Source organism: Mesoterricola silvestris (assembly GCF_030295405.1).
Lineage (GTDB): Bacteria > Acidobacteriota > Holophagae > Holophagales > Holophagaceae > Mesoterricola > Mesoterricola silvestris.
Window position 1 is genome coordinate 2,062,099 of sequence record NZ_AP027080.1, and the last position, 12,743, is coordinate 2,074,841.

Below are 12,743 nucleotides of genomic sequence, written 5' to 3' on the forward strand. Positions count from 1 at the left end.
AGGCCAGGCCCCCGGATGCCCCCGCGGGCCCGGGGGCGCCCCTGCCCGGGATGCCTTCGGCCCTGGACCCGAAGACCTTCGAGCGGCTGCGCACCCTGCTCCATGCCCGCACCGGCATCCACTTGGGGCCCGGCAAGCTGCCCATGGTCCAGTCCCGCCTCAACCGCCGCCTGCGGCACCTGGGCCTGGGCACCTACCCGGAATACCTGGCCTGGCTGGAATCGGACCCCGGCGGGGCGGAATGGACCGCCTTCATCAACGCCCTCACCACCAACCTCACCCGGTTCTTCCGGGAGGAGCACCATTTCAGCAAGCTGACCCAGTGGCTCCGGAGCCTCGACCCGCTGCCCCGGCCGATCCGCGTGTGGTGCGCGGGCTGCTCCACGGGGGAGGAGCCCTACTCGGTGGCCATGGTCCTGCACGCCGAATTCCCGGGGAGCCCCGCGCGGATCCTGGCCACCGACCTGGATTCCGCGGTGCTCCAGGAGGCCCGCGCGGGCATCTACGACCAGGCGCGGGTCAAGGATCTGCCCGCGGCCTGGCTGCGCCTGGCCTTCCTCAAGGGCCGGGGAGGGCAGGCCGGCCGGGTCCGGGTGCGCCCGGAGGTGGGCGCCCTGGTGGACTTCCACCCCATGAACCTGCTGGAGGGCAACTGGCCCGGGCCCTCCAGCTTCGAAGTGATCTTCTGCCGGAACGTGATGATCTACTTCGACAAGGAGACCCAGCGGGAGATCGTCCGCAGGTTCCACCGCACCCTGGTTCCGGGGGGCCTCCTGATGGTGGGCCATTCCGAGTCCCTCATGGACGCCTCCCTGGGCTTCGAATCCCTGGGCGGCACCGTCTTCCGCCGGCGCGACCCATGAGCCCCCGCCTTAAGCAGCCGGTCCCGGAAAGGGCGTCCCGGTACTTCGACCGGCATTTCCAGTGCCCGGCCATGAAGATCCTGCCGGGGGAATTCTATGCCACCGGCGCCGACGAGGCGATCGTCACGGTGCTGGGATCCTGCGTGGCGGTGTGCCTGTTGGACCCGGTCCTGGCCATCGGCGGCATGAACCACTTCATGCTGCCCATCCAGCCCGAGCCCCGCCAGGACGACCCCTACTACGCCGCCCGGTACGGGGCCGGCGCCATGGAACTCCTCATCAACGAGATGCTGCACCTGGGCGCCGGGCGCCAGCGCCTGGTGGCCAAGGTCTTCGGGGGCGGCCAGGTGATGGCGGGCCTGAGCGATATCGGACAGCGCAACGCCCTGTTCATCCGGGATTTCCTCCGGGTCGAAGGCATCCCGCGGCTGGCCGAGGACCTGGGCGGCAGCTTTCCCCTCAAGGTGTATTTCTTCCCCGCCACCGGCCAGGTCCTGGTCAAGCGTATCTCGAAGCTCAGGAACCGGACCCTCGTCCGGCGCGAGCAGGCCTATTTCGCCCGCCTGAGCCAGGGCACCGACGAACCCGATGTGGAGCTGTTCCCATGACCCCCAAGCGCCGAGTCCTGGTGGTGGACGATTCCGCCCTGGTCCGCAACATCCTGAAGGTGGTCCTGGCGGCCCATCCCGACCTGGAGGTGGTGGGGGAGGCGGCGGATCCCTACGAGGCCCGGGAGCAGATCACCCGGCTCCAGCCCGACGTGCTCACCCTCGATGTGGAAATGCCGCGCATGGACGGCCTCACCTTCCTCACCAAGGTCATGCGCCACCATCCCATGCCCGTGGTGATGGTGTCCTCGCTCACGGCCCGGGGCACGGCGGTGGCCATGGAGGCCCTGGAGCGGGGCGCCGTGGACGTGGTGGGCAAGCCCGAGCACGATCCGCTCCAGGGGCTGGAGGCCATGGGGCAGGCCATCGCCGAGGCCGTCCACGCGGCCTCCTACGCCCGGGTGCGGGTCCGCGCCCCGGCCGCGGCGGTCCAGCCCAGGCTCGGGCCGGACGCGGTGCTGCCCCTCCTTCGGCCGGGGCGCTCCCGGGCCCTGTCCGAAGTGATCGCCATCGGCAGTTCCACGGGCGGCACCGAGGCCCTCAAGGAAATCCTCCCGCGCCTGCCCGCCGGACTCCCGCCCATCCTCCTGGTGCAGCACATCCTGCCCGGCTTCACCTCGGCTTTCGCCCGGCAACTGGACCGGCTCTGCCAAGTGCCCGTGCGGGAGGCCGTGGACGGGGAGGAACCCCAGGACAGCACCATCTACCTGGGCCCCTCCGATTACCACCTCACCGTCGCCCCCCTGGGCAACGCCCTGCGCCTGCGCCTGGTGGGCGGCGCCCGGGTCAGCCGCCACCTGCCCTCCGTGGACGTGCTCTTCCGCTCCGTGGCCGTGGCCTGCGGCCCCAAGGCCCTGGGCATCATCCTCACCGGCATGGGGGACGACGGGGCCCAGGGCCTGCTGGAGATGCGCCAGGCAGGCGCCACCACCCTCGGCCAGGACGAGGAGAGCTGCCTGATCTACGGCATGCCCCGCATGGCCCACGAGCGGGGCGGGGTCCAGAAACTGGTTCCCCTCAAGCACATCGCGAAGTACATCGTGGGGTGGAACCACGCCTGAACCCCGGGGACTGGTGTACCATTATGCGAGGTATACACCCGTCCCCAGGAGTCCCCATGCATTTGCGTTCCTCCGTCCTGACCGCCATGGCCGTGCTGCTGGCCGCTCCGGCCCTGCGCTCCGACGAGGGCATGTGGACCTTCGACAACGTGCCCGCCGCGCGCATGAAGGCCGCCTACGGGTTCGCGCCGGACGCGGCGTGGCTCCGGCACCTCCAGCTCGCCACGGTGCGCTTTCCCGGGGGCACCGGCGCCTTCGTGAGCGCCGAGGGCCTGGTCATCACGAACCACCACGTGGGCCGCAGCTCCATCCAGCAGGTGGCCACGGCCGACCGGGACTACATCCGCGGGGGCTTCACGGCCGCGGACCGGGCCCATGAGCTCAAGGTCCCGGGCCTGGAGCTGATGATGCTGGTCTCCACCCAGGACGTCACGGCCAGGGTGCGGGAGGCCGCCAAGGGCCTGCCCGAAGCGGAGGCCCTCAAGGCCCGCCGCAACGCCATCTCGGCCCTCATCAAGGCGGAGGAGGCCCGGACCGGCCTCACCTGGCAGGCCGTGAACCTCTACCACGGCGGGGAGCACTGGCTCTACGGCTACCGCAAGTTCACCGACGTGCGCCTCGTGGCGGCCCCGGAACTGCAGCTGGCCTCCTTCGGCGGCGATCCCGACAACTACACCTTCCCCCGCCACAACCTGGACTTCGCCCTGTTCCGGGTCTACGAGAACGGCGCGCCCTACCGCCCCGAGGCCTTCCTGCCCTGGGCCACGTCCCCCCTGCGCAACGGCGACCTCACCCTGGTCTCGGGCCACCCGGGCACCACGTACCGCCAGGAGACCTTCGCCCAGATGAGCTACGCCCGGGACGTCTCCATCCCGGCCCGCATCGCCACCCAGCTGCGCCGGCGCGCCGCGCTGGTGGCCTTCGCCGCCACCGGCGACGAGCCCCGGCGCATCACCGCCGACGCCATCTACGGCATCGACAACGGCGTCAAGCGCATGGAAGGCATGCTCCTGGGCCTGCGCAAGCCCGGCAACCTGGAGAAGGTGGAAAAGGCCGAACAGGAGCTCAAGGCCCGGGTGGAGCGGGATCCCGCCCTCAAGGCCGCGGTGCTCCCCAGCTGGGACCGCATCGCCCAGGCCGTGAAGCGCCAGAAGGAGCTGCTGGGCGAGACCTCGCTCCTGGCCGTCCGGGACGTGCTGGGCTCCGATTTCCTCCTCAAGGCCCTCACCCTGGTGCGCATGCCCGCGGAAGCGGCGCTTCCCACCGACAAGCGCCTGCCCGAATTCACCGACGGGGCCCTGAAGGCCACCCGGGACAAGCTCCTCAATCCCGCCCCCGTGCACCTGGACCTGGAGAAGGTGCGCATCGCCGAGGGCCTGCGCGAGGTCCTGCGCCAGCTGGGCGAAGGCCACCCCGCCGTGAAGGCGCTCCTGGCCGGGCGCACCCCCGAGGCCGCGGCCCGGGCCGCGGTGGACGGCACCGCCCTGGCCGATCCCGCCGCCCGCAAGGCCCTGATGGAGGGCGGCGCCCCGGCCCTGGCCGCCAGCAAGGATCCCCTCATCGCCTTCGCGCGGGTGCTGGATCCCCTCGTCCGCGCCGCCCAGGCCCGGCAGCAGGAGGAGGTGCAGAGCGTCCTGGACGAGCACGGCGGCCGCATCGCCGGGGCCCGGTTCCAGGTGTACGGCAAGGCCATCTACCCCGACGCCACTTTCACCCTGCGCCTCACCTTCGGCCCCGTGGCCACCTATCCCGCCAACGGCACCCTCATCCAGCCCTTCACCACCTTCTACGGGCTCTACGACCGCGCCATCGGCTGGGGCCCCGAAGCCGAGCACGGGGTGTGGTCCCTGCCCAGGCGCTGGTGGGACCTCAAGGACAAGCTGGACCTGGCCACCCCCTTCAACTTCGCCTACGCCTGCGACACCGTGGGCGGCAATTCCGGCTCCCCCGTGGTCAACGCCAAGGGCGAACTGGTGGGCCTCAACTTCGACAGCAACATCGAGGCCCAGGCCGGGTACTACGTGTACGACGGCACCAGCAAGCGCTCCATCGCCGTGGACGCCCGGGCCATCCGGGAGGCCCTGGTGAAGATCATGGACGCCGGCTGGGTCGTGAAGGAACTGGAAGGCTCGAAATAACGACAACCCATGCCTTCCACCGTCCCCCCGGGCGGTGCAAGGCATGGGAGGCGGTCAGCCCAGCAGGGACATCCCGTTGGAGCCCGTTGAACCGGAGGAGCCGCCGATGTAGTCCAGGAGGGATTCGTGCCGGGCCCCCATGAGGGCGCTGAGGACGGAGGAGGTGTCGGTGCCCCCCGCCTTGGCCTTGGCCAGGGCCGCCATGAGGGCCGAATTGGAGGTGAGGCCGGAGGAACCGTAGGTGCTGGTGCCCCCCTGCAGGGCCCCCAGGAGGGTGGCGAGGCTGCCGGGGTTCTCCTTGAAGTAGCCCTTGAGGGTGGCCATGTCCCCGGTGACGTCCTTCTGGGCGCCGAAGAGATCGCCCATGGCCTCGGTCACCTTCGCCGGCGCCTTGGCCAGGCTCAGGGAGGAGGGGGACAGGTTCAGGAGGTCGGAAAGGGAGTTGGCCGCGCCGCCCGGGTTCGAGGCGCCGGAACCGGCGGCCACCAGGGACTGGAGAATGATGCTGCCCAGGTTCTGGGACTCGTTGCTTCCGACGGAGGACACTGACATGGGAACTCCCTGGGCAAACCCTGCCTTCGGGAGAAGGGGAAGCAAGACCCCTGCCAGGGGTCAGAAGCAGAAGGTGGCCCCGGGGGAATCCTTCACCAGCAGGTCCCGGATGGCCGTGACCTGGCCCACCATCTGGAGGAAGTCCGAGGGCAGGAGGGCCTGGGGCCCGTCGCTGAGGGCCTGGGAGGGCTGGCAGTGGGTCTCCACGATGATCCCGTCGGCGCCGGCGGCCACGGCGGCCCGGGCGCAGGGGATGACCAGGTCGCGGCGGCCCGTGGCGTGGCTGGGGTCGGCGATGACGGGGAGGTGGGTGAGGGCCTTGGCGGCGGGGATGACGGAGACGTCCAGGGTGTTGCGGGCGTGGGCGCTCCAGGTGCGGATGCCGCGCTCGCAGAGGATGACGTTGCGGTTGCCTTCGCTGAGGACGTACTCGGCGGCGAAGAGCCATTCCTCCAGGGTGGCCGCGGGGCCGCGCTTGAGGAGGACGGGGCGGGAGGATCGGCCGGCGCGCTTGAGGAGGGCGAAGTTCTGCATGTTGCGGGCGCCGATCTGCACCAGGTCCGCCACGCGCTCCACGCCGTCGAAGGTCTCCACCTCCGTGGCCTCGGTGACGATGCCCAGGTCGAATTCCCTCCGGGCCTGGTCCAGGAGCTCCAGCCCCTCCTCGCCCAGGCCCTGGAAGGCGTAGGGGCTTGTGCGGGGCTTGTGGGCGCCGGCGCGCAGGAGCCGGGCGCCGCTCTCGGCCACGTAGCGGGCCACGGTGAACAGCTGCTCCCGGCTCTCCACGCCGCAGGGCCCGGCCATGAGGGTCAGGTCCCGGCCCCCCACCTTCACCCCGCGCACGTCCACGATGGTGCGCCCCGGGGCCGCGTCCGCGGAGGCCAGCTTGAAGGGGGAGGTGATGGGCACAACCCGGCTCACCCCCTCCAGGGGCTCGATGCGGTCGGCCTTGAGGGCCTTGGAGGCGTGGGGGGCCAGGATGCTGGTGGCCGCGGGGGAGTCCTGCACGTAGGCCCGCACCCCGGCCCCCTCCAGGACGTCCATGACGGTCCGCACCTGTTCCGCCGTCGCCCCCGGGTCCATGAGGATGAGCATCGCCGCCTCCAATCCCATCTTAACGGGTCGGGATTGGCCTGTCTTGATGCCCATGGCGGCATGCCGCATCCTGGAGCCACGAGGACTGACCATGGAAGCCGCGACGCTGAACTGCCGATCCTGCGGGGCCGCCGTGGGGGAGAACGATGTGCGATGCCCCTACTGCCGCAGCCAGCTGGCCACCGTGGCCTGCCCGCGGTGCCTGGGCATGGTTTCCGTGCACGCCGCCCACTGTTCCCGGTGCGGGGCCGAAATCACCCGCGCCGAGGCCGCCCCCACCGAACTGGCCTGTCCCGCCTGCCGGGCGAAACTTCTCCACACCTCCGTGGGGGACGCGCACCTGGATTCCTGCCATGCCTGCGGGGGCGTCTGGGTGGCCCAGGCGGAATTCGAGCGCATCGCCGGGGGCCGGGAGGAGCGGGGCGGGGTGCTCGGGGCCCTGCCCGGGGAGGGCCCCGGGGGACCCATCCACGCCGAGGAGATCCGCTACCGCCCCTGCGCCCTGTGCGGCAAGTTCATGAACCGGGTCAACTACGCCCGAACCTCGGGCGTGATCCTGGACGTCTGCAAGGACCACGGCCTCTGGTTCGACCCGGACGAGCTCCGCCGGGTCCTGGCCTTCATCGAGGCCGGGGGCCTGGACAAGAACCGCGAGCGCGAGATCCGCGAATTGGATGAGAAGCGCCGCAACGCCACTCCCGAGGCCACTTCCGGGCTCCCCATGTCCGACCCCTTCCAGATCTCCGGCCCGGGGAGCACGGGCCTGGAACTGGTCGTCCGGGGCCTCTTCGGACTCTCCCGCTGGCTCTAGGTCGCGTTTCCGGCCCACACCAACGCTCGCCATCGAAGCCGATCGATGGATATTCGATGAATGCTCAAGTCCGGGTCCTCAGCCGGGAACAGGCTGAGCCCGACTGATGATCCCCTTCATCCCCTGAATCCCTTTCATCCCTGTTCCCGCAGGGCCAGAGCCGGGATGGGTCGGCGCATGCAGATCAGCGACGCGCCGCCCCATCTCATCGCTGGCCCTGCGGGAACAGGGATGAAACGGATGCAGGGGATGGAGGGGATGAAAGAGGGGATTTGCCCATTCGGCAATCCGTTTCGGCGTCCACCGGCCCCGGTCCGCCCAACCCAAAGTGAACTATTGCGCCGCGATATCCAGCAACTTCAGGAACTTGGCCGGGTCCAGGCTCGCGCCTCCCACGAGGCCGCCGGCCACGTGGGGGACCTTCAGGATGTCCTGGAAGTTGTCGGGGGTGACGCTGCCGCCGTAGAGGATGGGCACGTCGCCGCCCCGGGGGCCCATGAGGGCGAGGAGCTCCTTGCGGATGAAGGCGTGCACCTCGGCGATCTGCTCCACGGTGGCCACGCGGCCGGTGCCGATGGCCCACACAGGCTCGTAGGCCACGGCGATGGGGCCTTCGGGGGCCTGGGCCAGGATGGAGAGCTGGCCGCGCAGGACGTCCAGGGTCGCGCCCGCGTCCCGCTGGGCGAGGGTCTCGCCCACGCAGAGCATGGGCAGGAGGCCCTGGGCGGCGGCGGCCTTGACTTTGGGCAGGAGGGTGGCCTCGGTCTCCCCGTTGTACTGCCGGCGCTCGCTGTGGCCCAGGAGCACGCCGGTGCAGCCGGCGTCCATGGCCATGGCCATGGAGACTTCGCCCGTGTAGGCGCCCTTGGCCTCCGCGTGGGCGTTCTGGGCGTAGACGCGCACGGCGCTCCCGGCCACGAGCCGGCTCACCACGGGGATGAGGGGGAAGGGCGGGGCGATGGCGGCGACGACGCCGTCCACGGGCTTGTAGGCGCCCAGGAGGGAGGCGCAGAACGCCTCGGCGTCCCGGCGCAGGTGGTTCATCTTCCAGTTCGCTACGACCATTCTCATCGTTGTGTCCGATCTATTGGAGGGCGGCGACGCCCGGGAGGTCCATGCCGCTGAGGAATTCGAGGCTCGCGCCCCCGCCGGTGGAGACGTGGCTCATGCGCCGGGTGACCCCGGCCTTGTTGGCCGCGGAGACGCTGTCCCCGCCGCCCACCACCACGAAGGCGCCCTTGTCGGCGGCGTCGGCCATCTCCTCGGCGATGGTGAGGGTGCCGCTGGCGAAGGCGTCGATCTCGAAGACGCCCATGGGCCCGTTCCAGAGCAGGGTGCGGGCCCGGCGGATCTCCCCGGCGTAGGTGGCGACGGTCTCGGGGCCGATGTCCAGGCCCATCTTCCCGTCGGGCACCGCGGCGTCCTGGGTGATGTCGCACTCGGCGTCGGCGGAGATGGCCTCGGCCACCACGTGGTCGCTGGGGAGCAGGAGGCGGGTGCCGGCGGCCTTGGCCTCGGCCAGGAGGGTCCGGGCCAGTTCCAGCTTGTCGTCCTCGCAGAGGCTCTTGCCGATGGCCACGCCCTGGGCCTTGAGGAAGGTGAAGGTCATGGCGCCGCCGATGAGGATGGCGTCGGCCTTGCCGAAGAAGTGGCGGATGATGTCGATCTTGTCGGAGACCTTGCTGCCGCCCATGACGGCCAGCAGGGGCTTTTCCGGATCGGTCATGACCTTGCCCAGGGCCTTGAGCTCCTTCTCCATGAGGAAGCCCGCCACGGCCCGGCCCGCGGGCATGAAGGGCACCATGCCGCTCACGGAGGCGTGGGCGCGGTGGGAGGCCCCGAAGGCGTCGTCCACGTAGGTGTCGGCCAGCTTGGCCAGGGCCTGGGCGAACTCGGGCTTGTTCTTGGTCTCGCCCTTGTCGAAGCGCAGGTTCTCCAGGAGGAGCACCTGGCCGGGCCGGAGCGCGGCGGCCTCGGCCTCCACGGCCTCGCCCGTGACGCCGCTGGCGAGGCGCACGTCCAGGCCCAGCCCCTTGAGATGGGCGGCCACGGGCGCCATGCTGAACTCGGCCTCGAAGCCCGTGCCCGCGGGCCGGCCCAGGTGGGAGCAGAGCACCACGGAGGCGCCGCCGTCCAGGAGGTGGCGCAGGGTGGCCAGGGTCTCGGTGATGCGGGTGGCGTCCTTGATGACGCCTTCCTTGATGGGGACGTTGAGGTCCGCGCGAAGGAAGACCCGGTGGCCTTTCACATCAATGTCCCTGAGGGTTCTGAACGACATGGCGGTCTCCCGGAATTGGCGTTATTGACCCCAGTCTACCTCATTCCGCCGCAGGAAGCCGATCCACCGGGGCGAGGATGCGGCGTCGAAGGCCCCGCCCTGGTAGTCGCCGGCTTCGCCGGAGAGCTCCAGGCCGCATTCCCGGGCCATGGCCACCAGTTCGCAGGGCTCGTACAGGCGCACCGATTCCGTGACCCTGCGGGTGTCGCCCGTCTCCAGGCGGGTGAGGACCATGCGCTTGACGATGCGCTTGTCCTCCAGGGAGCGCCGGCTCACCACCCGCAGGCCGTGGTGCACCGCCTCGTCCTCCTTCACGAGGGTCGCCCGCACCTGGGCGGCGTTGAGGTAGTCCAGCAGGAGCACCCCCCCGGGCCGCAGCAGGCCGCGCAGGGCCGCCAGCAGCGCGCGGTTCTGCTCGTCGGAGAAGTAGCCGAAGGGGGTGAACCACATGCAGATCCCCGAAAGGCTGCCCGCCCGGATCGGCAGGCGCCGCATGTCGCCCCGCAGGAGCCAGGGGCGGAGCTCCTCCGGGGCCATGGCCAGGAGGTCCCGGGAGAGGTCCAGGCCGAAGGCTTCGCCATTGGTGCGGCGCAGGGCCGCCAGGTGCCGCCCCGACCCGCAGGCCAGGTCCAGGACGGGCCCCGAGGCCAGGCCCGGCGCCCGCGAGAGGGCCATGGCCACCGCCGTCCCGGCCTCCTCGGGCCCTCGGGCCGCGTAGATGGCCGCGTAATCCTGGTCGAACCAGTCCCTGAACCATTCCGTCACCTGCGCCCTCCCGTGACCATCCTCTCACGGCGCGCGGTTACACTGGAGCCTCGAGGAACCGCCATGCTCCGCCCCCAGCAGATCGAAGACCAACTCCAGTTCATGCTTTCAACCCTCATCCAGCGGGAGCTCCGGGACCCGGACCTGGGCTTCCTGACCCTGACCGCCGTGCGCATCACCGGGGACCGCAGCATCGCCCGGGTGTACTACACGGTGCTGGGCGACGAGGCCCAGCTGGACCGCTCCCGCAAGGCCCTGGGCCGCGCCGCGGGCTTCCTGCGCACCCACCTGGCCAAGCACCTCAAGATGCGCCGCGTGCCCGAACTGCAGTTCTTCCCCGACGCCACCCTGGAGGAGGGGAACAAGATCGAGGCCATCTTCGCGAAGATCAAGGAGGAGGAAGCCGCCCGTCCTCCCGCGGCCGAGGACGAGGCTTGATCCCCGGCGTCCACCTGGTCCACAAGGAGGTCGGGCAGAGCAGCTTCGACGTGGTGAGGGGCTTCAAGCACGAGGCCTGGGAGGCGGGCCTGAAGAAGTTCGCCCTGGGCCACGGCGGCACCCTGGATCCCTTCGCCGAAGGGCTCCTCCTGGTGCTGGCCGGCCAGGCCACCCGCCTCATGGAACTGCTCCACCCCCTGCCCAAGACCTACCTGGCCCGGGTCGCCTGGGGTTCCGAAACCGATTCCGGGGACCACCTGGGCCTGGTGACCGCCGAAGGCCCCCGGCCTTCCCCGGAGGCCCTGGAAGGCGTCCTGGAGGGCTTCCTGGGCTGGACCGACCAGGTCCCCCCCGCCACCAGCGCCAAGAAGATCGACGGCGAGGCCGCTTACAAGAAGGCCCACCGGGGCGAGGTCTTCGAGATGCGCCCCTCCCGGGTGTACCTGCACGAGGCCCGGTGGGTCTCCCACGCCCTGCCCGGGGAGTCCCTCCTGCGCATCACCTGCCGGGGCGGCTACTACGTGCGTTCCCTGGCCCGGGACATCGGCCGCCTCCTGGGCTGCCCCGCGCACCTGTCGGGCCTGGCGCGCACCGCCATCGGCCCCTGGGAGGACCCCGGCAGCGGCGAGCGCAAGGTCCTCACCGGCCGGGACGTCCTGCCCTGGTGCGCCGTGCGCGTCCTGGACGACGCCGAGGCCGATCACCTCCTGCACGGCCGCCCCGTGCCCCTGGGCGTCCTGGAAGCCCCCGCCTGGGCCCTGCCCGAGGGGTTCCCGGATCCGGATGCGCCGGTGGCCGGAGTGCATGGGGGGAGGACCGTGGCGCTGCTGCGGGAAAAAGACGGGGCCTATTGGACCTGCGCGAACCTGAGGGGCGGACTCTAGCTCACGGATTCCGACCCACCCCGACTATCATTGCCGATGCCAGGGGATAGCCATTCCATGAAAACGGCAGCCCGATTCCTCCGCCGGGAACGGGCCGAGTTCAAATCCTGATCCCCTTCATCCTGTTCATCCCATTTTCATCCCTGTTCTCGCAGGGCCAGAGCAGGGATGGGACGGCGCGCTATGGATCCGCGTGCGCCGACCCATCCCTGCTCTGGCCCTGCGGGAACAGGGATGAAAATTGGATGAAAGGGATGCAGGGGATGAAAAAGGGGATCACCCTCCGGCCCTGCAGCGGCGCTGACGTTCGATCGATGGTTCCCGAAGGGGTGGGTCGGAATATTGGATTAGCGATCCGACCAGTGCAGTTTCTCCCCCAGCAGATGGAAGAAGCTGAACTCCGGGCTCTGGATCAACGTGATCTCCCTTTCGGATTTCCTCAGCTCCAGCCGGTCCCCGGCATGGATCTCCATCTCCAGCTGGCCGTCCAGGGTCAGGTGGGCGTCCTCGGTGCGGTCCAGGGTGATGGACACGGGCAGGTGGGCGGGCACCACGATGGGGCGCAGGGTGAGGGAATGGGGGCAGATGGCGGAGATGACCCAGGCGTCCAGGGCGGGGTAGAGGACCGGGCCACCGGCCGACAGGGAGTACGCGGTGGAGCCGGTGGGGGTGGCCACGATGAGGCCGTCGGCCTTGATGCTGGCGGCGTCGTGGCCGTCCACCTGGATGCGGAACTCCATGATGCGGGCCACCACCCCCTTGTTCACCACGGCGTCGTTGAGGGCGGGGCGGCCCCCCAGGACCTCGGTGCCGCGCACCACCTGGGCGTGGAGCATGGTGCGGGTCTCCGTGCGGAAGCCCCCCTGGAAGTAGGCCTCCACCACCGCCCGGGCCTCGCCCGAGGGGTGGCAGGTGAGGAAGCCCAATGATCCCAGGTTGATGCCCAGGAGGGGGGTGCCCCTCATGCCCACGTGGCGCGCGGCGGTGAGGAGGGTGCCGTCCCCCCCCAGGGCCAGGCAGAGATCGGGCACCGGGAGGCCCTCGCCGTACCGGGTGTCGCCGCGGAAGGCCTCCGGGGGCAGGCCCGCCGCGTTCCAGGCGTTCTGGATCTTGGGGTGGGCCCACACGTCCCAGCCCCTGGCGAGGAAGGTGGGAACCACGTCGGCAAGGCCCTTGGCGAGCCAGGGGGACCTGCTCTTGGCGACGATAACGAGGGTGGGTCGGACCATGACCTTAGGTTACCCTGGGAG

The 12,743-nt window shown here is 70.5% G+C and carries 13 protein-coding genes; 7 read left to right on the forward strand and 6 right to left on the reverse strand.

Annotated elements, in window-relative coordinates; translation table 11 throughout:
* The first annotated feature begins 50 nt into the window (after positions 1–50).
* Genes R2J76_RS08920 through R2J76_RS08935 form a run of 4 tightly spaced genes read left to right on the forward strand, consistent with a single transcriptional unit; the run spans position 51 to position 4,670 of the window.
* On the forward strand, positions 51–863 hold the full coding sequence (locus R2J76_RS08920) for a CheR family methyltransferase (RefSeq protein ID WP_316415498.1): 813 nt from the start codon (positions 51–53) through the stop codon (positions 861–863).
* Positions 860–1,471 carry a chemoreceptor glutamine deamidase CheD gene (gene cheD / locus R2J76_RS08925; RefSeq protein ID WP_316415499.1) on the forward strand — a complete coding sequence of 204 codons (612 nt, stop codon included), beginning with the start codon at positions 860–862 and terminating at the stop codon, positions 1,469–1,471. The genes R2J76_RS08920 and cheD overlap by 4 nt, the downstream gene beginning before the upstream one ends.
* Positions 1,468–2,532: a protein-glutamate methylesterase/protein-glutamine glutaminase gene (locus R2J76_RS08930; protein WP_316415500.1), complete on the forward strand. Its 1,065-nt coding sequence runs from the start codon at positions 1,468–1,470 to the stop codon at positions 2,530–2,532. The genes cheD and R2J76_RS08930 overlap by 4 nt, the downstream gene beginning before the upstream one ends.
* Before the next feature lie 56 nt (positions 2,533–2,588).
* Positions 2,589–4,670: a S46 family peptidase gene (locus R2J76_RS08935; protein ID WP_316415501.1), complete on the forward strand. Its 2,082-nt coding sequence runs from the start codon at positions 2,589–2,591 to the stop codon at positions 4,668–4,670.
* A gap of 54 nt (positions 4,671–4,724) precedes the next feature.
* On the opposite strand, the gene R2J76_RS08940 is transcribed toward R2J76_RS08935, so the two are convergent.
* Both R2J76_RS08940 and aroF read right to left on the reverse strand, forming a co-directional pair.
* Complete coding sequence (locus tag R2J76_RS08940; RefSeq protein WP_316415502.1) at positions 4,725–5,222, reverse strand: hypothetical protein; 498 nt, start codon at positions 5,220–5,222, stop codon at positions 4,725–4,727.
* A gap of 60 nt (positions 5,223–5,282) precedes the next feature.
* Positions 5,283–6,317 carry a 3-deoxy-7-phosphoheptulonate synthase gene (gene aroF / locus R2J76_RS08945; RefSeq protein WP_316415503.1) on the reverse strand — a complete coding sequence of 345 codons (1,035 nt, stop codon included), beginning with the start codon at positions 6,315–6,317 and terminating at the stop codon, positions 5,283–5,285.
* Positions 6,318–6,408: 91 nt separating this feature from the next.
* Between aroF and R2J76_RS08950 the strand changes: the two genes are divergently transcribed.
* Positions 6,409–7,128 carry a TFIIB-type zinc ribbon-containing protein gene (locus R2J76_RS08950; RefSeq protein WP_316415504.1) on the forward strand — a complete coding sequence of 240 codons (720 nt, stop codon included), beginning with the start codon at positions 6,409–6,411 and terminating at the stop codon, positions 7,126–7,128.
* Between the two features lie 333 nt (positions 7,129–7,461).
* On the opposite strand, the gene tpiA is transcribed toward R2J76_RS08950, so the two are convergent.
* From tpiA to R2J76_RS08965, 3 genes are read right to left on the reverse strand one after another with little or no spacing between them, the layout of a single operon-like run.
* On the reverse strand, positions 7,462–8,199 hold the full coding sequence (tpiA, locus tag R2J76_RS08955; RefSeq protein WP_316415505.1) for a triose-phosphate isomerase: 738 nt from the start codon (positions 8,197–8,199) through the stop codon (positions 7,462–7,464).
* A gap of 13 nt (positions 8,200–8,212) precedes the next feature.
* Positions 8,213–9,406, reverse strand: coding sequence for a phosphoglycerate kinase (locus R2J76_RS08960; RefSeq protein ID WP_316415506.1), 1,194 nt, complete (start codon positions 9,404–9,406; stop codon positions 8,213–8,215).
* A 21-nt stretch (positions 9,407–9,427) separates the two neighbouring features.
* Positions 9,428–10,171 carry a class I SAM-dependent methyltransferase gene (locus R2J76_RS08965; RefSeq protein WP_316415507.1) on the reverse strand — a complete coding sequence of 248 codons (744 nt, stop codon included), beginning with the start codon at positions 10,169–10,171 and terminating at the stop codon, positions 9,428–9,430.
* A gap of 63 nt (positions 10,172–10,234) precedes the next feature.
* Between R2J76_RS08965 and rbfA the strand changes: the two genes are divergently transcribed.
* Positions 10,235–10,609 carry a 30S ribosome-binding factor RbfA gene (gene rbfA / locus R2J76_RS08970; RefSeq protein ID WP_316415508.1) on the forward strand — a complete coding sequence of 125 codons (375 nt, stop codon included), beginning with the start codon at positions 10,235–10,237 and terminating at the stop codon, positions 10,607–10,609.
* Positions 10,606–11,493, forward strand: a complete 888-nt coding sequence (gene truB / locus R2J76_RS08975; RefSeq protein WP_316415509.1) for a tRNA pseudouridine(55) synthase TruB — start codon at positions 10,606–10,608, stop codon at positions 11,491–11,493. The genes rbfA and truB overlap by 4 nt, the downstream gene beginning before the upstream one ends.
* Positions 11,494–11,840: 347 nt before the next feature.
* Here truB and R2J76_RS08980 read toward each other — a convergent pair whose 3' ends face one another.
* Positions 11,841–12,722, reverse strand: coding sequence for an NAD(+)/NADH kinase (locus tag R2J76_RS08980; RefSeq protein ID WP_316415510.1), 882 nt, complete (start codon positions 12,720–12,722; stop codon positions 11,841–11,843).
* Positions 12,723–12,743: the final 21 nt, after the last annotated feature.